Genomic DNA, 20,893 nt, shown 5'->3' on the forward strand with positions numbered 1-20,893 from the left:
ATGCTCCGGTGGCCGGGCGGTGACGCCCGGCGCGGCGCACCGGCCCCGGGGCCGGCCCGCGGCCAGGATCCCTCCCGTGGACCAGCTCGCCCGCCGCCTCGGCACCGCCGACGCCGTCGTCATCGGACTCGGCGCGATGATCGGCGCCGGCGTGTTCGCCGCCTTCGCCCCCGCGGCCCGGGCGGTGCTGCCCACGGGCGCCGCCGGCGCGCTGCTGGTCGCCCTGGCCCTGGCGGCCGCGGTCGCGTACGCCAACGCCACCAGCTCCGCCCAGCTCGCCGCGCAGCACCCGGCCTCCGGCGGCACCTACCTGTACGGCCGCGAGCGCCTCGGGCCGTGGTGGGGGTTCGTGGCCGGGTGGGGGTTCGTGGTCGGCAAGACGGCGAGCTGCGCCGCGATGGCGCTGACCTTCGCCGCGTACGCCGTCCCCGCCGGCGCCCCGGAGCCGTGGCGGCGCCTCGCGGCCGCCCTCGCCGTCGTCGCCCTGGCGGCGGCCGGATACCGCGGCGTCACCCGCACCGCCCGGCTGGCCCGGTGGATCGTCGCGTTCGTGCTGACGGCGCTCGCGGTGACCCTCGTGGTGGCGTGGACGGGGCGCGGGGTCGTGGCGGGCACCGGACCCGCGCCGCTGACCACCGCCGGGCCCGCGACACCGAGCGGCTGGCTCGGCGTGCTGCAGGCCGCCGGCCTGCTGTTCTTCGCCTTCGCCGGCTACGCCCGCGTCGCCACGCTCGGGGAGGAGGTGCGCAGCCCGCGCCGCACCGTCCCGCGCGCGATCGGCATCGCCCTGGTGATCACCGTGGTCCTGTACGCCCTGACGGCGGCCACCCTGCTGGCGGTGCTCGGCCTGGACGGGCTCGCGGCGTCGACGGCGCCGCTGTCCGACGCCGTGGCGCACGCGCCGTGGGCCGGCGCGCTCGTGCGGGCGGCCGCCGCGGTGGCGTCCCTCGGCGCGCTGCTGGCGCTCCTGGCCGGCGTGAGCCGCACCGCCCTGGCGATGGCGCGCGAGCGCGACCTGCCCCGCCCGCTCGCCGCCGTCCACCCCCGCCACCGGGTGCCGCACCACGCCGAGGCGGCGGTGGCGACGGCGGTCGTGGTGCTCGTGCTCGCCGTCGACCTGCGCGGCGCGATCGGGTTCAGCTCGTTCGGCGTGCTCGTGTACTACCTGGTGGCCAACGTGGCGGCGTACACCCAGACCGGCGCCGACCGCCGGTTCCCGCGCGCGCTGCAGGTGTTCGGCGCGGCGGCGTGCGCGGCGCTGTGCCTCACGCTGCCGACGACGGCGGTGCTGGTGGGCGTGGCCGTGCTCGCCGTCGGCGTCGCCGGCCGCGCCGTGCGGCTGCGGCTGGCCGGCTGACGGTCCGGCCGGCACCGCCGCCGGTGCCACCGGCGGCGGCCTCCGTGGGCGCTCAGTCGCCGGAGCGGCCGTGGGCGACGCCCGTCGCGAAGCCGACGCCGGCACCGACCCCGAGGGCGACCGGCTGCGGGCCCGCCGGCACCGCGCAGCAGCTCGCGCCCGCGTCCCCGTCCGCCGCGGCGGCCAGGTCGGTGGAGCACACGCCGGTCTCGGGCAGGTCGAGCTCGACGGCGTCGGCCGCGGCACGGTCGCCCGCCAGGGCGGCGGCGACCGAGCGCACCTGCTCGTACCCGGTGGCCAGCAGGAAGGTCGGCGCGCGGCCGTAGGACTTCACTCCCGCGAGGTAGAAGCCGGCGTCCGGGTGGGCCAGCTCGCGCTCGCCGTGCGGGGGCACGGTGCCGCAGGAGTGCAGGTTCGGGTCGATGAGCGGGGCCAGCGCCCGGGGCGCCTCGACCACGGGGTCGAGGTCCAGGCGCAGCTCGCGCAGCATCGCCAGGTCGGGCCGGAACCCGGTGGCGTCGACGACCACGTCGGCCGGCAGGTCGAGCGGTCCGTCCACGCCGTCGCGCCGCGCGGAGCCCAGCACGCGCACGGCCGCGCCGCCGTCGAGCACCTCGAGGCGCTCCACCGACGCGCGGGTGAGCAGCGCGACGCGCCCCGCCGCGACGGCGTCCCGCAGCCGCGTGCCGAGCAGGCCGCGGGCGGGCAGCTCGTCCGCGGCGCCGCCGCCGTACAGGCGTCGCGGCGAGCCGCCGCGGATCGCCCAGGTGACCCGGGTCCCGGGCTCCGTCTCGGCGAGCTCGGCCAGCGCGAGAAGCGTGTTGGCCGCGGAGTGGCCCATGCCCACGACCACGGTGCGGCGCCCCGCGAACCGCGCGCGGTCCGCGCCGAGCACGTCCGGCAGCGGGCCCGACAGCAGCCCCGCCGCGGCGACGGCGTCCTCGCCGACGGCGGGCAGCCCGCTCGTGCCGACCGGGTTGCGCTGCCCCCAGGTCCCGGAGGCGTCGACCACCGCCCGCGCCAGCACGTCGGTGACCTCCCCGGCCGCGTCGACGGTGCGCACCCGGTAGGCCAGCCGGTCGCGGCCGAGCGAGCGGGTGCGGTCCGCGCCGTCCCGGGCCACCGCGACGACACGGATGCCGTAGCGGACGCGCGGCGCCAGGGCCGGGGTGGCGGCCAGCGGCGCGAGGTAGTCGCGCACCAGCTCCGCGCCGGTCGGCAGGGCGTCCGGGTCGGGCTCGGCCCACCCGGCGGCCCCGAGAAGACGGCGCGCGGCGGCGTCGACGTCGTACCGCCACGGCGAGAACAGCCGCACGTGGCCCCACCGCCCCACCGCGGCGCCCGGGCCGTCGCCCGCCTCCAGCACCAGCGGCTCCAGCCCGCGCTCGAGCAGGTGCGCGGCAGCGGCGAGCCCGACCGGGCCCGCCCCGACCACCACGACCGGCAGCGCCTGCGACGTCGTCGCGCTCATCGACCCACTCCATCCATCGACATACTTCGATCGGTGATGGCCGCAACGTATCCATGAACATCGATGGATGGCAAGATGGACGCATGACCTCGACCACGCAGCCCCGGCCGCTGCCGATCGCCGCGGGCTCCGCGGAGGGCGCGGCGTGCTGCGCGCCGCTCGTCCGCGAGGCCGTCGACCCCGCCGTCGCGCAGGAGGTGGCGCGCGTCTTCAAGGCGCTCGGCGACCCCACGCGGGTGCGGCTGCTGTCGATCGTCGCGGCGCACGACGGCGGCCAGGCGTGCGTCTGCGACCTCACCGAGCCGGTCGGGCTGAGCCAGCCCACCGTCAGCCACCACCTCAAGATCCTCGTGGACGCCGGCCTGCTCGCCCGCGAGCAGCGCGGCCGCTGGGCGTACTACTCCGTCGTCCCGGGCGCGCTCGACCGGCTCGCCCAGGGGCTCACGGAGACGCCCGCCCGCTGACGGCGTCGCCACCGTCGGCCCGGCGTGGGCCGCTCAGCCCGCTTCGGCCGCCCAGCCGGCGCCGGCCGCTCAGCCCGCGTCGGCGAGCAGGCGCCGGGCCGCGCGGGCCAGCCACGCGGCGTAGGAGCGCTGGAAGACCTCGAGCGCCGGCGCGAACGGGCGCAGCCACGCAGCGGCCGGCCGGCTGAACAGCTCGACCACCCACCACAGCCGCCCGGCGTCGTCGCGCTCGACCGCGAACAGCTCCTCGCCCACGAGCACGTGCCCCGGCAGCGTCCCGTAGCCGAACCCGACACGGCGCGGCCCGCGCTCCACCCAGACCACGTCGCACGGCTCGTGGAGCCGCAGCGGCCCGACGCCGAGGCGCGTGTCGACCCGCACGCCGGGCGCCGCCACGGGGGCCGAGGTGTCGAGCCGGATCCGCGCGGCGGCGTGCACCTGCCACGTCAGCAGCAGCTGCCCCACGCGCTCGAGGTCGGCCGACTGGCGCGGGCCGCGGGACAGCGGCAGCCGCACCCGGACGTGCCGGTAGCCGGCCGGGAAGGGGCCGTGCCGCGTCGCGCCCACCCCGGGGTAGGTGAAGGTCACGTCCGCACGGTGCCACACCGGCGCTCCATGCGCCGGGAGCGCGGGCGGCCGCGTGCGTGCCCCGGGGTGCCGCCGCCGCCGGCAGGCCCGCTACGCTGCGGCCCATGGGGGACCCGACGGCCGAGACGCTCTTCCTGCCGGCCGCCTACGACTGGCTGTGGACGGCGACCGTCCTGCTCGCGGTGGTGGCGGTCGTCGACGTGCTGCGCCGCAGGACCATGGCGCCGGCCACGACGCTGGCGTGGACGATCGTGGTGCTGCTCCTGCCGCTGGCCGGGCCGGTCCTGTGGCTCGCGTGGGGCCGCCGCGCGGCCGCGACCTCCGCGGCGTCCGACTCCTGACCCCGGGCGCGACGCACCGGGCCGGACGCCGGATCGCGCACCCTCCCACCTCCCGCACTTCCCCGCGCGAGCGGCGGCGCCGTGCCGCAGGCTGAGCGGCGCAGCACGACCGCGCCGCCACCGGTGGCGCCTCCGCCCGACCGGGAGGCCGCATGACCACGCCGACGACCACGCCGCACCCCGACACGACGCCGACGACGGCGTCGCACCGCATGCCCGCGCCGCAGCCGCGCGGCCCCGTGAGCACCACGCTGCTCGCCGCCCTGCGCTCCGGCACGCCCGACGAGCTCGACCCGGGCGCCGACGGCACCGAGCCCCTCGCCCCCGTCGCCGCCGCCCTCGAGGCGGCCGGCATCGACGGCCCGGACGCCACCGCCGTCGTCCTGACCGAGGATGTCCAGCTCGCCCTGCTCGTGATGTACGAGCTGCACTACCGCGGCGTCGACGGCGTCGACGACGCCTGGGAGTGGCACCCCGGCCTGCTCGCGCTGCGCGCCCGCATCGAGCGGCCGTTCGAGGCCGCGCTGCGCGCCCGCGTGCCGCAGCCGGAGTGCGACGCCACCGACGCCGCGGGCGTCGCGGCCCGGCTGTTCCGGCTCGCCGCCGACGACGACAGCCCGAGCCTGTCGCGGTACGTCGCCCGCAAGGCCGACGCGGCCCAGGCGCGCGAGCTCATCGCCCTGCGCTCGATCTACCAGCTCAAGGAGGCCGACCCGCACACCTGGGCCATCCCGCGCCTGTCCGGGGTGCCCAAGGCGGCGCTGGTGGAGATCCAGTCCGACGAGTACGGCGGCGGCCACCCCGGCCACATGCACCACGAGCTGTACGCCCGCACCATGCGCGGCATGGGGCTCGACGACACCTACGGCGCCTACCTCGACGCCGCCCCCGGCGTGGCCCTGGTCGCCGTGAACGCCATGTCGCTGGTGGGCCTGCACCGCCGCCTGCGCGGCGCCATCGTCGGCCACCTCGCGGCGTACGAGATGACCTCGTCCATCCCGTGCCGCCAGTACAGCAACGGTCTGCGCCGCCTCGGGCACGGCGAGGACGTCACCGGTTACTTCGACGAGCACGTCGAGGCCGACGCCGTGCACGAGCAGATCGCCGGGCGCGACCTCGCCGGTCGCCTGGCCGAGCAGGAGCCGACGCTGCGCGACGACGTGCTGTGGGGCGCGGCGCTGTGCCTCGCCGTCGAGGGCGACGTCGGCGCCTACGCGATGGAGCGGTGGCAGCACGGCGAGTCCGCCCTGCGCGCGCCGCTGCCGCCGGCCTGAGGCGCGCCATGGCGACGACCACGATCTGCCCCGTCGCGGCCCGCTGGGTCAGCGACTGGACCGGCCCGCTCGGCCACCGGCTCGCCGAGGACGACGGCGTCGACGGCGTCGACGGCGACGGCGCGCGGGCCCGGGCCGGCCGGGCGGAGGTCTCGGTGACCCCCTGCCCCGACGGGCCGCTGCTGGTGCGCGGCCCGGTCACCGTCGTCGGGCCCGACGGCGAGGAGGTGCCGCGCCACCGGGCGACCGTGGCGATGTGCCGCTGCGGCGGCACGGCGATCCCGCCGTGGTGCGACGGCACGCACAAGGTCAACGGGTTCCGCTCGGACGACTGACCACGAGGCTCTGCGGCATCGCGGCGGGCGACGGTACCGGTCAGGCGTCCTTGAGCAGCCGGTCCGCGACGTCGTCGGCCACCTGCGCGGTGGCCCGCGCGATCTCCACGCTGCGCCCGAGGTACGCCGACGGGTCCAGCAGCGCCCGCACCTCGTCGACGGTGAACACGTCCATCACCGCCGGCTCGGCGCCGAGCAGGTCGAGGAACGGCAGGTCCGTGGTCGCGGCCTTCTGCGCCACCGCGTAGACCACCTCGTGCGCCTCCTGGCGCCCGATCTTCTCGCCGAGCGCGAGCATGAGGGACTCCGAGCCGATCATCCCGGCCGACAGGCGCAGGTTCTGCCGCATCCGCGGGCCGTCGAGCTCGAGGCCGTCGAGCACCAGGTCGAGGCGGGCGAGCATGTCGCCGGCCAGCACGGTGGCCGACGCCGAGATGTCCTCCAGCAGCGCCGTCATCGCGCCGTTGGCCTCCTGGTCGTGCAGCATCGACTCCAGCGCCGGGGCCGCGAGGGCGCGCAGCTCGGCGGACATCGTCAGGATGTCGAGCGCGAGCTGCGGGTTGCGCTTGTGCGGCATGGTCGAGCTGCCCACGGTGCCCTCGGGGATCGGCTCGAACGCCTCGCCGAACTCCGGCTGCATGAGGGCGTAGACGTCCTTGCCGATCTTGCCGATCGTCCCGGCGACCTGCCCCAGCACCAGCACGTACTCCACGATGCCGTCGTTGATTGCCCGCGACGGCACCCGCATCGGCCGCAGGCCCAGCCGCCGCGCGACGCCCGCCTCGATGTCCCGGCCCGCCCCGCCGAACGAGGCGAACGTGCCGACGGCGCCGCCCATGAGCACGCAGAACAGCCGCTCCTCCAGCCGCTCCAGACGGTCGGCGTGCGCGACGAGCTCGTCCAGCCAGGTCGCCACCTTGAACCCGAAGGTGATGGGGACGGCGTGCTGGGAGTGGGTGCGCCCGGCCATGGGGAGCTCCGCCGAGAGCCGGGCCTGGCGCGCCCCGGCCCGCAGCGCGCGGCCGAGCAGCTGCTTGATCCGGGCGTGCGCGTCGCGCAGCACCAGCACGTCGGCCGTCTGGGTGATGTTCTGCGTGGTGGCGCCCCAGTGCACCCAGCCGCCGTGCTGGTTGCCCACGACGCGGGCGAACTCCTCGATGAGCGGCACCAGCGGGTGGCTCGCCTCGGAGGTCGCCGCGAGGACGCGCTTGATGTCCAGCTTCTCGATGCGGGCCGTCAGCGCGATGGCCCTGGCCGCCTCGGGCGGCACCAGCCCGGCGTCGGCCTCCGCGAGCGCGAGCGCCGCCTCGACGTCGAGCCGCGCCTGCCAGCGGTTCTCCCGCGTGAACAGGGCCGCGATGCCCGGGTCGGGCACGCGGCCGGAGGTGAAGCGACCGAACGGCGCGACGATCATGCGGGCCTCCTCGGGCGGTGCGGCGACGCCTCGATTGTGACGTACGCGCCCGCCCGACGACGCGCGCCGGGCGGGCGAAGCCGGCGCGGCGCGGACGTGGGCGCGCGTCCGGGCGTGCCCGCGCGGCGCACGGCCGGGGACGGACGTCGGGCGCCCCGTCCGGCGGACGGGGCGCCCGACGGCGTCTGCTGAGGTGCGGGGAGGGTCAGTCGGCGCCGTGACGACCCTCGCCGTCCCGGCCGTCGCCGTCCGGGTCGGCGCCGTCGCGCACCGCGGCCTCGCGCAGCTCGCGGCCGCGCTCGATGTCCTCCTGCCGCTTGGCCTCGCGCTTCTCGCTGGCCTTGGTGTCGCGCGGGGGCAGCTGCACGGTCTCCTCGGCGGGGATGCCGCCCTGCAGCTCGCGGCCGCGCTCGATCTCGGCGTCCAGCTCGGCGCCGAACAGCAGCGCCAGGTTGGTGATCCACAGCCACAGCAGGAACACGATGATGCCGGCGAGCGTGCCGTAGGTGGCGCCGTAGTTGCCGAACTGGGAGACGTAGAAACCGAAGGCGGCCGAGGCGAGGATCCAGACCACGATCGCGACGATGGCGCCGAGGCTGATCCAGCGGAACTTCGGCTGCCGGACGTTCGGGGTGGAGTGGTACAGGATGGCCACGAGCAGCACGACGAGCAGCAGGATCACCGGCCACTTGGCGATGTTCCACACCGTCAGGGCGGTCGACCCGAGCCCGATGGCCTCGCCGACCGCCTGGGCCAGCGGGCCGGACAGGACCATCGCCGCGACGACGACCGCCGCGATGATGATGCCGACGAGGGTCACGAGCAGCAGGACCGGGCGCAGCTTCCAGACCGGGCGGCCCTCGTCGATCTCGTAGACCCGGTTCATGGCCCGGCCGAAGGCGCCGACGTAGCCGGACGCCGACCACAGGGCCAGCGCGACACCGAGGACCAGGGCGAGCCCGGCGCGGCCGCCGCCGCCCGCGGCGTTCTCCACCAGCGGCGTGATGATTTTCAGCACGTCCTCGGGCAGCACGCCGCCGAGGGTGGTGAGCACCTGGTCGACCATCTGCTCGCCGTTGCCCAGCAGCCCCAGGAGCGACACCAGCGCCAGCAGGGCCGGGCCCGTGGCCAGCACCGCGTAGTAGGTCAGGGCCGCCGCGAGGTCGAGGCACTGGTCCCGGGAGAACTCACGGATCGTGGTGCGCAGGACGTAGAGCCACGACGGCTTGTCGAGGTCCGACGGGGAGTCGGGCTTGCGGGCGTCGTCGGGGGGCGGGGCGGCGGCCCGTGCTGCCGCGTTGCCGGTGTCGGTCATCGTGGTTCCTCCTGGTCCCGGGAAGGTCCGTCGGGCCGCCGCGGGGCGGCCGGCAGCGCCAGGGCGCCCGCCGCGGTGGCGGGCGCCCCGACGAGGTGGGGTCAGGCGCCCCGGGCCTGGTCCTTGACGTCGCCGGCCGCCTGCTGGCCGTGCTCCTTGACGTCGCCGGCCGCCTGCTTGCCCTGCTGCTTGACGTCGTCGACGGCCTCCATGGCCGACTCGCGCAGGCCCTGGACGTTCTCCTGCACGGGCTCGCGCAGGTTCTCGGCCACGCCGCCGGCGGCCTCCTTGACCTCGTCGACGAGCGGCGCGGCGGCCTCCTTGGCACGCTGCGCCACCTCGGCCTCCTTCTGGCTCGCCGGCACGAGCGACGCCGCGATGAGGCCGAGGCCGAAGGCCACGAGCCCCGCCGCCAGCGGGTTGCCCTGCGCCTGCTCGCGCACCGTCTGCGGCGCGCCCTGCACCGCGTCGCTCACCGTGCCGGCAGCGCCCCGCGCGGAGTCGGCCACCGAGGACGCCGTGCCGCGCACGCTGTCGGCCGCCGACGAGGCGGTGCCGCGCACGCTCTCGGCCGCGGAGTGGGTGGTCGACTGGGCGGTGCCCATCACTCGCTCACGCACGCGGGACATGCCGCCCTTGACCTTCTCGGTCTGCCGGCGGGCCACCGAGGCCGGGCGCACGCGGTCGCCCAGCGTGTCGACGTCGCGGCTGAGCTCGTAGCGCGTCCGCTCGATGTCGGCGCGGATCTGGTCCGGGTCGCTGCTCATCGGTTCTTCTCCTCGTGTCCTTGGAGTGCGTTCGGGATCTTCTTGAGGGAGTCGGTGGTCTCCTCGAGGCCCGGGGTCTGCTTGAGCTCCTTGCGTCCCCGCGAGGCGAGCACCGCGGCGACGATCCCCCAGATGACGGCGACGATCACGGCCGACCAGCCGCGGTTCACCAACGCGCCCAGGCCCCACCACAGGGCGATCGACAGGAACAGGATCGTCATGTGCCCGGCGTAGCCGGCCCCGCCGAGGAACCCGGCGCCCTTGCCCGCCTTCTTGGCCGAGGCCGTGGTCTCCGCCTTGGCGAGCTCGATCTCCTGCCGGATCAGGGTGGACAGGTCGCGGCTGACCTCGGCGAACAGCTCACCGATGCTCAGCCCCTCCGGGTCACCGTGCTTGCCCGCGGCGGGAGCGTCCGCGCCGGGCAGGCCCGTGGCGGGCATGCCCGTGCTCGGCACGGCGCCGCTCCCCCCGAGGCCCGCGTCGGGCACGCTCGCGTGCGCGGGGCCGGTGCGGGGAGTCTCAGGTCCCAGGGACATAGCCACCGCCTGCAGTGCTCGGGTTGCCGACGGTGCCCGTGCCGGTCCCACCGGTCGTGCCGGTGCCGCCCGACGTGCCGTAGCCGGCACCGCCGAAGGTGCCCGAGCCGCCGGGAGCGCCCGCCGTGGTGCTCGTCGTCGTGCCGTAGGTGGCGCCGGTCGGGACGCCGGCGGTCTCCGTCAGGCCCGCCGTAGGGTTGCCCGCGGCCGTGCCGACCGAGTGCTGCGGCGCGTACTCGCCGTACTGCTGGCCCGACTGCTGGCCCGACTGCTGGCCCGACGAGGAGCCGGCGTCCTTGGCCCCGCGCAGCAGGCGGCCGACCACGAGGCCCGCACCCGCCGCGACGGCGAGGAAGACACCCGGCCGGCGACGCGCGTAGTCCTGGACGTCGCGCAGCACGTCGCCCGGCTCGCGCTGCTCGAACCAGTCGGCGACGCGCCCCACGACGTCCTCACCGCGCTTGGCCAGGTCCGTGGCGTAGCCCGGGTCGTCGACGGCGCTGCCCATCTGGCCCAGCTCGGTGCCGATCTGGCGCAGGGTGCCGGCGAGCCGCTGCTGCTGGGTCGACGCCTGGTCGGTGACCTCGCTGCGGGCCTGGTCCACCAGGCTGCGGGCGCGCTGCGTCGCCTCGTGCGCGACGTCGCCCGCCTTCTCCTTGGCCTGCTGGGCCACCTCGCCCGCCTTCTCCTTGGCGTCCTGGGCGACCTCCTTGCCGGCGTCGCCGGCCTGGGACGCGGCGCCGGAGACGCGCTCCTTCACGCCGCTGTCGCCGCCGCTGCTCTCCTGGCCGGTGCCGGCGGGCGTGCCGCTGCCCGGCAGGCCGCCGGGGGCACCGGCCGTGGTGCCGTAGGTGGCGGACGACGGTGCGGTCTCGGGCGTCGTCGGCGTGCTCGGCGGGTAGCTCGGCGGCTGCCCACCCGGACCGGACGGCGTGCCGCCCGTACGCGGGAAATCGGTCTCGCTCATGTGATCCCTCCGGGTCAGCCCGCGGTCTCCGCGGGCGCTGGTCCCGGGCGGGCAGCACGACTCTCAGGGCGCTGCCCTCCCGGTCGGCCGCTTCGTGACCTGCCATCGACCATGGCCCGATCTCGGTGCGCTCACAATTCGTGCGGGAAGAAAGTGCTCAGGTCAGGGCCCTGCGGACCGTGCGGCGGCGGATGTCGGCGGGTCGCGCGAGGCTTGGTCCCGGCGCCCGACGCCGGTCGTCGAGCGCCCTGACGGAGCGGTACGAGCCACACCGAGCGGGAGGAGTCACGATGAGGGAGAGCACCAGTACCGGGACCGGCGGCGCGGGCGCCGACGCCGACGCGCCGGGCGCGCCCACCGTCGGGATCGCGCGCCTGGGGACCGTCGTCCTGGACACGCCCGACCCGGCGCGGGACGCCGCGTTCTGGGCGGCCCTGACCGGCGGGGAGATCACCGACACCGAGGACGACTGGTACGAGGTGCGCACCCAGGACGGGTGGCAGCTCGCCTTCCAGCTGGCGCCCGACCTGGTGCCGCCGCAGTGGCCGGGCCAGGAGCACCCGCAGCAGCTCCACCTGGACCTGCGCGTGCCGGACGTCGCCGCGGCCACCGAGGAGGCTCTCGCCGCCGGTGCCCGGCTGCTGCGCGAGAACGAGACCTGGAACACCCTGGCCGACCCCGCGGGGCACACGTTCGACCTGGTCGCGTCGGCCGAGGTGGCCACGACGGCGGTGTGGGGCGTGTCGTTCGACGTCGCCGACTCGAGCGAGTCCGCCCGGTTCTGGGCGCAGGTGCTGGGCGACCCGGTCGAGTACGACGGCGCCGAGGGCGCCATGCTCGGGGGCGGCAAGGCCGTGATGTTCCAGCGGGTCGAGGGCTACCAGGCCCCGGACTGGCCGGACCCGGCACGCCCGCAGCAAGGCCACCTGGACCTCGTGGTGCCGGGCGGCGACCTCGACGCCGCGGAGGAGGCCGTCATCGCCCTGGGTGCCCGGCGGCTGCCGGGCGAGGGCGAGGGGTTCCGGGTCTTCGCCGACCCGGCCGGCCACCCCTTCTGCCTCTGCCGCTGACGCCGCCGGCGTCCGGCAGCAGGGACACGAGCAGCACGGACACGAGCAGCACGGACACGAGCAGCACGGACACGAGCAGCACGGACGCCGAGACCCGGATCCTCGGGCGAGTCCCGCGGGGGAATCGCCCAGGAATCCGGGTCTCGGCGTCGGTGGGTCCGGCGGGCGTCAGCCCGCGCCGCGGCGGCTGCTGATCACGCCGGTGTCGAACCCGGCCAGGAGCAGCCCGCCGTGGAAGCGGGCGTGCTCGATCTTCACGCAGCGGTCCATGACCACGTCGAGGCCGGCGGCCTCGGCGATCGCGGCGGCCTCCTCGTGCCACGACCCGAGCTGGAGCCACAGGGTCTTGGCGCCCGCGTCGACCGCCTCCTGCGCGACGCCCGGCAGGTCGTCGTGCTTGCGGAACACGTCGACCAGGTCGGGCACCACGGGCAGGTCCGCCAGGGACCTGTAGACGGGTCGCCCGAGGATCGACTCGGCCCGCGGGTTGACGAAGTAGACGTCGTACGGCGAGCTCGACAGCAGGTAGGTGGCCACGAAGTAGCTGGCCCGCGCCGGGTTGTCGCTCGCGCCGACGATGGCGATGCTCTTCGTCGCGCGCAGGATCGCCAGGCGCTCGGGCGCGCTGGGCCCCTGCCACGTGCGGGCCGGGGTGCCGCCGGCCACGGCCGGCGTCGGCGTCGGTGCCGCCGGCGCGCCGGGCAGGGCGCAGGCCGCGCCGCCGAGGGTGTCCGTCGTCGTCATCGCGTCTCCCCCGTCGCCTTGGTGAGGGCCTGGTCCAGGTCCCAGATGATGTCCTCGACGTCCTCGAGCCCCACCGAGATGCGGACGAGGTCGGCCGGCACGCCCGCCGCCTGCAGCTGCTCGGGCGTGAGCTGCTGGTGGGTGGTGGACGCCGGGTGGATGACCAGCGTGCGCGCGTCGCCGATGTTGGCCAGGTGCGAGGCGAGCTGCAGCGACTCGATGAACGCCCGGCCGGCGTCGCGGGCGGCATCCGCCGGGTTCTCGGCGCCGGCCGCCGGCTTCACGCCGAACGCGAACACCGAGCCCGGGCCGAGCGGCAGGTACTTCCGCGCCCGCTCGTGGTGGCGGTGGCTCGGCAGCCCGGACCAGGTCACGTAGGCCACGCGCGGGTCGGCGTCGAGCCACTCGGCCACCGCGCGGGCGTTGGCCAGGTGCGCGTCCAGGCGCTGCGGCAGCGTCTCGACGCCCTGCAGCAGCTGGAAGGCCGACTGCGGCGAGAGCGCCGGGCCGATGTCGCGCAGCTGCTCCGAGCGCAGCTTGGTGAGGAACCCGTACTCGCCGAAGTTGGCCCACCACCGGATGCCGCCGTAGCTGGGCACGGGCTCGGTCATCTGCGGGAACTTGCCGTTGCCCCAGTCGAACCGCCCGGACTCGACGACGATGCCGCCGAGCGTGGTGCCGTGCCCGCCGAGGAACTTGGTCACCGAGTGGATGACGATGTCCGCGCCGTGCTCGATCGGCCGCACCAGGTAGGGCGTGGCCAGCGTGGCGTCGACGACCAGCGGGATCCCGGCGTCGTGCGCGACGGCGGCGAGCGCCTCGAGGTCGGCGATGTCGCCCGACGGGTTCCCGATCATCTCGGTGTACAGCACCTTGGTCTCGGGCCGGATCGCCGCGGCGTAGTCCGCCGCGTCCGTGCCCGCCACGAAGGTGGTCTCCACGCCGAAGCGGCGCAGCGTGACGTCGAGCTGGGTCACGGTGCCGCCGTAGAGCTGGGCCGAGGCGACCACGTGGTCACCGGCGCCGACCAGCGCGGCGAAGGTGATGAACTCCGCCGACATGCCGGACGCCGTCGCCACCGCGCCGATGCCGCCCTCGAGCGAGGCGATGCGCTCCTCGAGCGCCGCCACGGTGGGGTTGCCGATGCGGCTGTAGATGTTGCCGTACTTCTGCAGCGCGAACAGGTTCGCGGCGTCGGCGGCGCCGTCGAAGACGAACGACGTCGTCTGGTAGATCGGCACGGCGCGGGCGCCGGTGGTGGCGTCGGGGATGCCGCCGGCGTGCAGCGCACGCGTGCGGAACCCGAAGCGGTGGTCGGTCATCGGTTCTCCTTCGGGGTGCGGGCGGCCGCGACGGCCTGGCGGACCTGGTCCACCGCCCACGGGTTCTGCAACGACGTCGTGTCGCCCAGCTCGTGACCATCCCACAGCTGGGCGAGCAGGCGGCGCAGGATCTTGCCGCTGCGGGTCTTCGGCAGCTCGGGCACGACGACGACGTGCCGCGGCTTGGCCACGGGCCCGATCTCGCGCGCCACCTGGGCGCGCAGCTCGTCGGCCGACGGCGCGGGCCCGCGCGCCGCCACGACGAACGCCGCCACGGCCTGGCCGGTCACCGGGTCCTGCACGCCGGTCACGCCGGCCTCGCCGACGCCCGGGTGCGCCACGAGCGCGGACTCGATCTCGATGGTGGACAGCCGGTGCCCCGAGACGTTGACGACGTCGTCGAGGCGCCCCAGCACCCACACGTAGCCGTCGTCGTCGACCGTGGCGCCGTCGCCGGCCACGTAGTACGCGCCGTGCTCGCCCTTGCCGGCGTACTTCGCCCAGTACGAGTCGCGGTAGCGCTCCGGGTTCCCCCACACGGTGCGGGCCATGCCCGGCCAGGGCCGGCGCACCACCAGCGTGCCGGAGCGGCCGGGGCCCACGGGCGCGCCGTCGTCGTCCACCACGGCCACGTCGACGCCGGGCAGGGCCACCGTGGCCGAGCCCGGCTTGAGCGGCGTGACGCCGGGCAGCGGCACGATCATCGCGGCGCCCGTCTCCGACTGCCACCACGTGTCCACGACCGGGGTCTCGTCGCGGCCGAAGTTGCGGCGGAACCACACCCACGCCTCGGGGTTGATCGCCTCGCCGACGGTGCCGAGCAGGCGCACCGTGGACAGGTCGTGGCCCTCCGGCAGCGTGTCGCCGAACCAGGTCATGAACGTGCGGATCAGCGTGGGCGCCGTGTAGTACACCGTGACGCCGTAGCGCTCGATGATCTCCAGGTGCCGCTCGCGGTGCGGGGTGTCCGGCGTGCCCTCGTAGATGACCTGCGTCAGGCCGTTGGACAGCGGCCCGTAGATCTCGTAGGTGTGCGCCGTGACCCACGCGAGGTCGGCGGTGCACCAGTGCACGTCGTCCGGCTTGGCGTCGAAGTGCGCCCAGTGCGCCCAGCTCGCGTGCGCGAGGTAGCCGCCGCTGGTGTGCACCAGGCCCTTGGGCTTGCCGGTGGTGCCGGAGGTGTAGATGACGAACAGCGGGTGCTCGGCGTCGAAGTACTCCGGCTCGTGCGTCTCGGGCTGGGCGTCGACGACGTCGTGCCACCACACGTCGCGGCCCTCGGTCCACGGCACGTCCGGGGTGTCGTCGCCGGTGCGGCGCAGCACGAGCACGTGCTCGAGGTGCGCCAGGCCCGCGGCGGCGGCGTCGGCGGCGGACTTGACCTCGACGGCCCTGCCGCGGCGGTACTGCCCGTCGGTGGTGACCAGCAGCTTGGCGCGGGTGTCCTCGAGCCGGAACCGCACGGCCTCGGCGGAGAAGCCGCCGAACACGAGGCTGTGGACGGCGCCGACGCGGGCGCACGCCAGCGCGATCACCACGGTCTCCACGAGCACGGGCAGGTAGACGACGACGCGGTCGCCGGGGCCGACGCCGAGCGCCGTGAGCGCGTGGGCCGCCTGGGCGACGCGCCGCTGCAGGTCGGCGTAGGTGACGCTCACGCGGTCGCCCGGCTCGCCCTCGAAGTGCAGGGCGACCTTGGCGCCGCGGCCGGCGGCCACGTGCCGGTCGACGCAGTTGACCGCCACGTTGAGCTTCCCGCCCATGAACCAGCGGGCCTCCGGCACGCTGAGCTCGCCGGTCGCCGGGTCGGCCACGGGCGGCGCCCACTCGTGCGCCGTGTGCCAGTCCTGCGCCCAGTCGAGGCGGCGGGCCGCCTCCTCCCAGAACGCGACCGGGTCGGCGGCGGCGCGGGCGTAGACCTCCGGCCCCACGTTGGCCTGGGCGGCGAAGGCGTCCGACGGCGGGTAGACGCGGGTCTCGACGAGGCGGGCCTCGGTCCCGGCCGCCGTGGCCGTTCCGGTCGCGGTCGTGTCCGTCGTCGTCATGCCCACCTCTTCAGCAGTCGCTTCTCCACCACGCCCACGAGGCCGTTGGTGATCGTGCCCAGCAGCGCCAGCAGCACGATGGCCAGCAGGATCCGGTCCACGCGCCCGTTCTGCTGCGAGTCGGTCAGCAGGAAGCCCAGGCCCATCGAGGACGCGATGAGCTCGGCGGCCACGAGGAACAGCCACGCCTGCGCGAGCGCCAGCCGCAGGCCGGACACCAGCGAGGGCAGCACGGCCGGCAGCTGCACCGTCCTGAACAGGGACCAGCCGCGCAGGCCGAACGACCGCCCGGCCTCCACGAGGTGCGGGTCCACGTGCCGCAGCGCGGCGGCCACCGTGGTGTAGACGGGGAAGAACGCGCCGATGGCGATCAGCGTGAGCTTGGACTCCTCGCCGATCTTGAGCCACAGCAGCAGCAGCGGCACCCACGCCAGCGACGGCACGGCGCGCACGGCGGCGAGCATGGGGCTCAGCAGCACGTCGCCCGCTCGGGAGAGGCCGACGACGGCGGCCACCGCCAGGCCGATCAGGGCGCCGATCGCGAACCCGACGAGCACGCGCTGGGTGGAGATGGCCACGTGGTGGCCCAGCTCCCCGCGCTGCAGCAGGTCCACCGCGGCGTCCCACACGGCCACGGGCCCGGGCAGCTGGTAGGCCGGCACGAGCCCCGCCGCGGTGACCCACTGCCACGCGGCCAGCAGGAGCACCGGGACCACGAGCCCGCCCACGACCACCACCGGCCGGCGCGACCAGAACGCCGGGCGCCCGCCCGCCGTCGTCAGGCCGCTCGAGCGCGGGGCGATCGCCCGGTCGCCGGGGATGTCCCGGGCCGACATCACTCCGTCGCCTTCTCGACGAACTGGGTGTCGAACAGCGAGTCGAGCGCGTCGTCGACCTGCTGCTGGTTCGGGACGTCACCGTTGGCGACGAGGATCGGGCCGACCTTCTCGAGCACCGCGCGCTGCGCGTCGCCCGGCACCGGGTCGACGCCGAGGTTGCTGCGCTCCTCGATCACCGTCGAGGCGACCTCCGGGTCGATGCCGGCCACCTCGGCGAGCAGCGCCGAGACCTCCTCCGGGTTCTCCTGCGCCCACGCGCGGGCCTCCTCGTAGGCGTCCACGACGACCTGCGCGACGTCCGGGTGCTCGGTGACGAACTCCTCGGTGGCGTTGAGGAAGCCGTAGGTGTTGAGGTCGACGTTCCGGTACAGCAGCTCGTCGCCGGACTCGGCCTCGGCGGCGGCCATGATCGGGTCGAGGCCCGACCACGCGTCCACCGAGCCGTTGTCCAGGGCCGTGCGGCCGTCGGCGTGCTGGAGGTTCTGCACCTCGACGTCCGCCGGGTCGACGCCGTTGGCCTCGAGCGCCTGCAGCAGGAAGAAGTAGGGGTCGGTGCCCTTGGTGGCGGCGACCGACCTGCCCGCGAGGTCCGCGACCGACGTGACGTCCGAGTCGGGGCCGACGACGATCGCCGACCACTCCGGCTGGCTGTAGACGTCGATCGTCTTGATCGGCGAGCCGTTGGCGCGGGCCAGCAGCGCGGCCGAGCCGGCGGTCGAGCCGACGTCGACGGCCCCGGCGCGCAGCGCCTCGTTGGCCTTGTTGGAGCCGGCGGACTGCAGCCAGTTCACCTCGACCGCGTCGCCGAGCTCCTTCTCGATGAGCCCCTGGTCGCGCACGACGAGGCTCAGCGGGTTGTACGTGGCGAAGTCGATGTTCAGCGTGTCGGTGCTCCACTCGGAGCCGGCCGTGGAGTCCCCGGCCTCGGCGGCGGAACCCTCGCCGGCGACGCAGCCGACGGTCGCCATCAGGGTCGCGGCGGCGAGGGCCGAGGTGACGGTGGCGAGGCGGGCGGTGCGGATGCGCATCAGGACTCCTGGGTGGGGACGGCGAGCGGGGACAGGTCAGGGGTGGTGCCGTGGTGGGCGTCGACGCCGAGGCCCGCGAGCAGCTCGACGCGCAGCTCGGCGAGCGTGCGGTCGGCGCGGTCGCGCGGGCGGGCGCCCGGCACCTCGACGACGCGCGCCACGCTCGGCGCGGCGTCGGCGTCGTCGGCGGTGCCGCCGAGCGAGCGGAGCAGCAGCACGCGGTCGGCGAGGTAGAGCGCCTCCTCGACGTCGTGCGTCACGAGCAGCACGGTCGTGGGCCGGGCGGCATGCACGTCGAGCAGCAGGTCCTGCATGCGCAGGCGGGTCAGCGCGTCCAGCGCGCCGAACGGCTCGTCGAGCAGCAGCACGCCGGGGTTGCGCGCCAGCGCCCGGGCGAGCGAGGCGCGCTGCGCCATGCCGCCGGAGACCTGGCGCGGGCGCAGGTCGGCGGCCTCCTCGAGGCCCACGAGGTGCAGCAGCTCGGCCACGCGCTCGCGGCCCTCACGCCGGGCGGTGCCGCGCGGCAGGCCGAGCGCCACGTTCTGCGCGAGCGTGCGCCACGGCAGCAGGCGCGGCTCCTGGAAGGCGACGGCGGTACGCGGGTCCGCGGCGGTCACGGCCGCGCCGTCGAGCAGGATGCTGCCCGACGTCGGCGCGTCCAGGCCGCTGACCTGGCGCAGCAGCGTCGACTTGCCGCAGCCCGAGGGCCCGACGATCGCCACGATCTCGCCGGCGCGCAGCTCGACGTCGACGGCGCGCAGCACCTCGCGCGGGCCCGCCGGGGTGTCGAAGGAGCGCGCCACGGACTGCAGCGCGACGGCGTGGGCGGCGCGGCGGCCCGGCGCGTCGGGGCGCGCGGTGCCGGCGGGGCTCGTGAGCGTGGAGGTCATGGTGGCGTCCTGGGTCGGCGTCGTGGTCGGGCGCGACCGGCCGGACGCGCCGGCGGCCGCGGGGGCCTGCGGGGCACCGGTGCGAGCTCCGGGAGGTCCCGGTCCGCGCCGAGGCGCGGTCACATGCCGGTGCGGCTCCGCATTCGACAGCGGCGCCCGGGGCGCGCGGCGGCGCAGCCCGGGGCACGGCGCACGGGGAGGGCGACGGCGGTCATGGCGGTCTCCTCTCCGGGCGGGCGCCGGTCGGCGGGCGGGGTCGCCCGGCGGACGCAGGGCGGCCGAGCGGCTCCCTGTCTCATATATCGAGACGTGTCCACCACTCGGAACGAACGCTAAGGAGCGCGGCACTCGGGCGGAACCCGCGTCCCGCGATGTGGACAGGTAAAACAGCCGTACCGTGAGACGGTTGCCACGGACCGGCGACATCCCGGGCGCCGGAGGTCCCGCGGCGCGAGAGACTCGGCGGGCACCCCGTCGTCGAAGGAGGACCCCATGACCGACGTCGCGCTGCTCGGCACCGGGCGGATGGGCCACGAGCTGGCCGTCCACCTGCTGCGGGCAGGCCACCGCGTCACCGCCTGGAACCGCACGCCTGCCGGGGCGGACCGCACGGTCGACGCCGGCGCCGAGCGGGCCGCCACCGCGCGCGAGGCCACCGCGGGCCGGCCCGTCGTCATGACGGTCCTGTTCGGGCCGGACGCCGTGCAGGAGACGGTGCTCGACGGCGACGTGCTCGACCCCGGCACCGTGTGGCTCGACGTCACGACCGTGGGTCCCGAGGACGCCGCCCGCTACGCCCGCTGGGCCGCCGCGCACGGCGTGCGGTACGTCCACGGCCCCGTCGTCGGCACGCTCGGGCCGGCCCGCGCCGGGAAGCTGGGCGTCTACCTCGGCGGCGAGGAGGCGGCGGTGCAGGAGGTGCTGCCCCTCGCACGGCTGTGGGCGGACCCCGAGCGCCTGCGCGTGGTGCCGCGCCCGCAGGACGCGGCGGTGGGCAAGCTGCTGGCCAACCTCGCGCTCGGGGTGAGCGTCCAGGGCCTGGTCGAGGCGCTGCGGCTCGCCCGGTCGCAGGGCACCGCCCCGGCCGACGCGCTCGCCATGCTGGGCAGCACCGGCCTCGGCTTCATCGCCGGCATGAAGCGGGACGTCATCCTCGACGGCACGTTCGAGGACACCCAGTTCTCGGTGGACCTGCTCGCCAAGGACGCCCGGCTCATGCTCGCGGCCGCGGGGACGTCGCTGCCGGCCGTCGAGGCGCTGCTGGGCACGCTCGAGTTCGCCCAGGCGGCCGGGCGCGGCGACCACGACATCGCCGCCGCCGTCGTCCCGGAGCTCCCCGCCGACGACTGACCCCGTTGTGGGTACAGAACACGCCGTGCGGCCCGCGGGACGCACGGCGTGTTCTGTACCCACAACCTCTGGGCGGACGGGCTCCGGGTCAGCGGCGGACGAGCGCCGGGTGCCGCGGGTCGTCGGCCCGCACGACGACGTCGGCCCGCCGCTCCGGCTGCACCTCACGCCGGTAGCGGTCGTACGCGGCGAGCTGCCACGCGTCGTCGAGCGGGGTGTTGCGCGTCTCGGTGGGCGTGCGCAGCGCGAGGTGCACGGTGAGGTCGACGTCGAGGCCCCGGCCCATCGCGAGCGTCCCGTCGAGCACGACGACGGTGCCCTCCGGCGCGTCGGCGTACGGCGCGCGCGTCGAGCGGTCGGTGACGGGGTCGCGCAGCGTGGGCAGGTAGCGCCCGCGCTCGACGACGGAGCCGAGCACCTCGCGGTTCAGGCCGCCGACGTCGATCCAGGCGTCCAGCAGCGAGTCGGGGTCGCGCCGGCCGTGCTCGAGCCGCAGCGAGGCCGCCCGCAGGAAGTCGCGCACCCGCACCCGGGCGACGGGGCGGCCGGCCGCGCGCAGCGGCTCGACCAGGGCGTCCGCGAGCGCCTCGGGCCGGGTCGAGGGGTGGCCGTCGACCAGCACGCGCACCGCCCGCCCGCGGGGCCGGTCGGTGACCAGCCCGACGACGTGGTCTACCACGACGTCGAACGACACGGGCTCCACACGCACCCGGCCATGCTGCCACGCCGCCCTCGTGTCCCGCCGAGACCTGGGCTGTGGCCGCCTCCGAAGGTTC

At 76.0% G+C, this 20,893-nt stretch carries 21 protein-coding genes; 7 read left to right on the plus strand and 14 right to left on the minus strand.

The genetic code is table 11. The features are described from left to right. Positions 1-76: 76 nt before the first annotated feature. On the plus strand, positions 77-1,357 hold the full coding sequence (locus U5M74_RS12315; RefSeq protein WP_410909236.1) for an APC family permease: 1,281 nt from the start codon (positions 77-79) through the stop codon (positions 1,355-1,357). Positions 1,358-1,409: 52 nt separating this feature from the next. Here the strand turns inward: U5M74_RS12315 and U5M74_RS12320 are convergent, their stop codons facing one another. Continuing rightward, complete coding sequence (locus U5M74_RS12320) at positions 1,410-2,828, minus strand: FAD-dependent oxidoreductase (protein WP_410909237.1); 1,419 nt, start codon at positions 2,826-2,828, stop codon at positions 1,410-1,412. A gap of 83 nt (positions 2,829-2,911) precedes the next feature. Here U5M74_RS12320 and U5M74_RS12325 point away from each other — a divergent pair, with 83 nt between their 5' ends. Beyond that, positions 2,912-3,292 (plus strand): ArsR/SmtB family transcription factor, encoded by a 381-nt coding sequence (locus tag U5M74_RS12325; RefSeq protein ID WP_410909238.1) that lies wholly within the window; start codon positions 2,912-2,914, stop codon positions 3,290-3,292. A gap of 69 nt (positions 3,293-3,361) precedes the next feature. On the opposite strand, the gene U5M74_RS12330 is transcribed toward U5M74_RS12325, so the two are convergent. Continuing rightward, complete coding sequence (locus U5M74_RS12330) at positions 3,362-3,880, minus strand: DUF1990 family protein (protein ID WP_410909239.1); 519 nt, start codon at positions 3,878-3,880, stop codon at positions 3,362-3,364. Positions 3,881-3,984: 104 nt separating this feature from the next. Between U5M74_RS12330 and U5M74_RS12335 the strand changes: the two genes are divergently transcribed. The 3 genes from U5M74_RS12335 to U5M74_RS12345 all read left to right on the plus strand — a co-directional run bounded on the left by U5M74_RS12335 (position 3,985) and on the right by U5M74_RS12345 (position 5,830). Beyond that, complete coding sequence (locus U5M74_RS12335; RefSeq protein WP_410909240.1) at positions 3,985-4,221, plus strand: PLD nuclease N-terminal domain-containing protein; 237 nt, start codon at positions 3,985-3,987, stop codon at positions 4,219-4,221. 152 nt (positions 4,222-4,373) lie between these two features. Further along, positions 4,374-5,495 carry an iron-containing redox enzyme family protein gene (locus U5M74_RS12340; protein ID WP_410909241.1) on the plus strand — a complete coding sequence of 374 codons (1,122 nt, stop codon included), beginning with the start codon at positions 4,374-4,376 and terminating at the stop codon, positions 5,493-5,495. Positions 5,496-5,503: 8 nt separating this feature from the next. Further along, complete coding sequence (locus tag U5M74_RS12345; RefSeq protein WP_410909242.1) at positions 5,504-5,830, plus strand: CDGSH iron-sulfur domain-containing protein; 327 nt, start codon at positions 5,504-5,506, stop codon at positions 5,828-5,830. 40 nt (positions 5,831-5,870) lie between these two features. On the opposite strand, the gene U5M74_RS12350 is transcribed toward U5M74_RS12345, so the two are convergent. The 5 genes from U5M74_RS12350 to U5M74_RS12370 form a co-directional block, all read right to left on the minus strand. Continuing rightward, complete coding sequence (locus U5M74_RS12350) at positions 5,871-7,244, minus strand: lyase family protein (protein ID WP_410909243.1); 1,374 nt, start codon at positions 7,242-7,244, stop codon at positions 5,871-5,873. A 205-nt stretch (positions 7,245-7,449) separates the two neighbouring features. Further along, positions 7,450-8,559 (minus strand): YihY/virulence factor BrkB family protein, encoded by a 1,110-nt coding sequence (locus U5M74_RS12355; RefSeq protein WP_410909244.1) that lies wholly within the window; start codon positions 8,557-8,559, stop codon positions 7,450-7,452. Positions 8,560-8,660: 101 nt separating this feature from the next. Continuing rightward, positions 8,661-9,326, minus strand: coding sequence for a DUF3618 domain-containing protein (locus U5M74_RS12360; protein WP_410909245.1), 666 nt, complete (start codon positions 9,324-9,326; stop codon positions 8,661-8,663). Continuing rightward, complete coding sequence (locus tag U5M74_RS12365; RefSeq protein WP_410909289.1) at positions 9,323-9,766, minus strand: phage holin family protein; 444 nt, start codon at positions 9,764-9,766, stop codon at positions 9,323-9,325. The genes U5M74_RS12360 and U5M74_RS12365 overlap by 4 nt, the downstream gene beginning before the upstream one ends. A gap of 79 nt (positions 9,767-9,845) precedes the next feature. Continuing rightward, entirely contained in the window at positions 9,846-10,829 is a 984-nt protein-coding gene (locus U5M74_RS12370) for a hypothetical protein (protein ID WP_410909246.1), read from the minus strand. Between the two features lie 290 nt (positions 10,830-11,119). Here U5M74_RS12370 and U5M74_RS12375 point away from each other — a divergent pair, with 290 nt between their 5' ends. After that, positions 11,120-11,899, plus strand: a complete 780-nt coding sequence (locus U5M74_RS12375; RefSeq protein WP_410909247.1) for a VOC family protein — start codon at positions 11,120-11,122, stop codon at positions 11,897-11,899. Between the two features lie 168 nt (positions 11,900-12,067). On the opposite strand, the gene U5M74_RS12380 is transcribed toward U5M74_RS12375, so the two are convergent. From U5M74_RS12380 to U5M74_RS12405, 6 genes are read right to left on the minus strand one after another with little or no spacing between them, the layout of a single operon-like run. Next, positions 12,068-12,643: a CoA-binding protein gene (locus tag U5M74_RS12380; protein ID WP_410909248.1), complete on the minus strand. Its 576-nt coding sequence runs from the start codon at positions 12,641-12,643 to the stop codon at positions 12,068-12,070. Further along, entirely contained in the window at positions 12,640-13,965 is a 1,326-nt protein-coding gene (locus tag U5M74_RS12385) for an O-acetylhomoserine aminocarboxypropyltransferase/cysteine synthase family protein (protein WP_410909249.1), read from the minus strand. Before U5M74_RS12385 ends, U5M74_RS12380 begins: the two co-directional genes overlap by 4 nt. Continuing rightward, positions 13,962-16,010, minus strand: a complete 2,049-nt coding sequence (acs, locus tag U5M74_RS12390; RefSeq protein ID WP_410909250.1) for an acetate--CoA ligase — start codon at positions 16,008-16,010, stop codon at positions 13,962-13,964. Before acs ends, U5M74_RS12385 begins: the two co-directional genes overlap by 4 nt. After that, a complete protein-coding gene (locus U5M74_RS12395; protein ID WP_410909251.1) occupies positions 16,007-16,846 on the minus strand; it encodes an ABC transporter permease in 840 nt (279 codons plus the stop codon). The genes acs and U5M74_RS12395 overlap by 4 nt, the downstream gene beginning before the upstream one ends. Further along, on the minus strand, positions 16,846-17,877 hold the full coding sequence (locus tag U5M74_RS12400) for an aliphatic sulfonate ABC transporter substrate-binding protein (protein WP_410909252.1): 1,032 nt from the start codon (positions 17,875-17,877) through the stop codon (positions 16,846-16,848). The genes U5M74_RS12395 and U5M74_RS12400 overlap by 1 nt, the downstream gene beginning before the upstream one ends. After that, on the minus strand, positions 17,877-18,767 hold the full coding sequence (locus U5M74_RS12405) for an ABC transporter ATP-binding protein (protein ID WP_410909253.1): 891 nt from the start codon (positions 18,765-18,767) through the stop codon (positions 17,877-17,879). The genes U5M74_RS12400 and U5M74_RS12405 overlap by 1 nt, the downstream gene beginning before the upstream one ends. A gap of 492 nt (positions 18,768-19,259) precedes the next feature. Between U5M74_RS12405 and U5M74_RS12410 the strand changes: the two genes are divergently transcribed. Then, positions 19,260-20,117 (plus strand): NAD(P)-dependent oxidoreductase, encoded by an 858-nt coding sequence (locus U5M74_RS12410; RefSeq protein WP_410909254.1) that lies wholly within the window; start codon positions 19,260-19,262, stop codon positions 20,115-20,117. A gap of 88 nt (positions 20,118-20,205) precedes the next feature. On the opposite strand, the gene U5M74_RS12415 is transcribed toward U5M74_RS12410, so the two are convergent. Continuing rightward, entirely contained in the window at positions 20,206-20,826 is a 621-nt protein-coding gene (locus U5M74_RS12415; protein ID WP_410909255.1) for a uridine kinase, read from the minus strand. Positions 20,827-20,893: the final 67 nt, after the last annotated feature.

Source organism: Puerhibacterium sp. TATVAM-FAB25 (assembly GCF_046535855.1).
GTDB classification, from domain to species: Bacteria; Actinomycetota; Actinomycetes; order Actinomycetales; family Cellulomonadaceae; genus Puerhibacterium; species Puerhibacterium variabilis_A.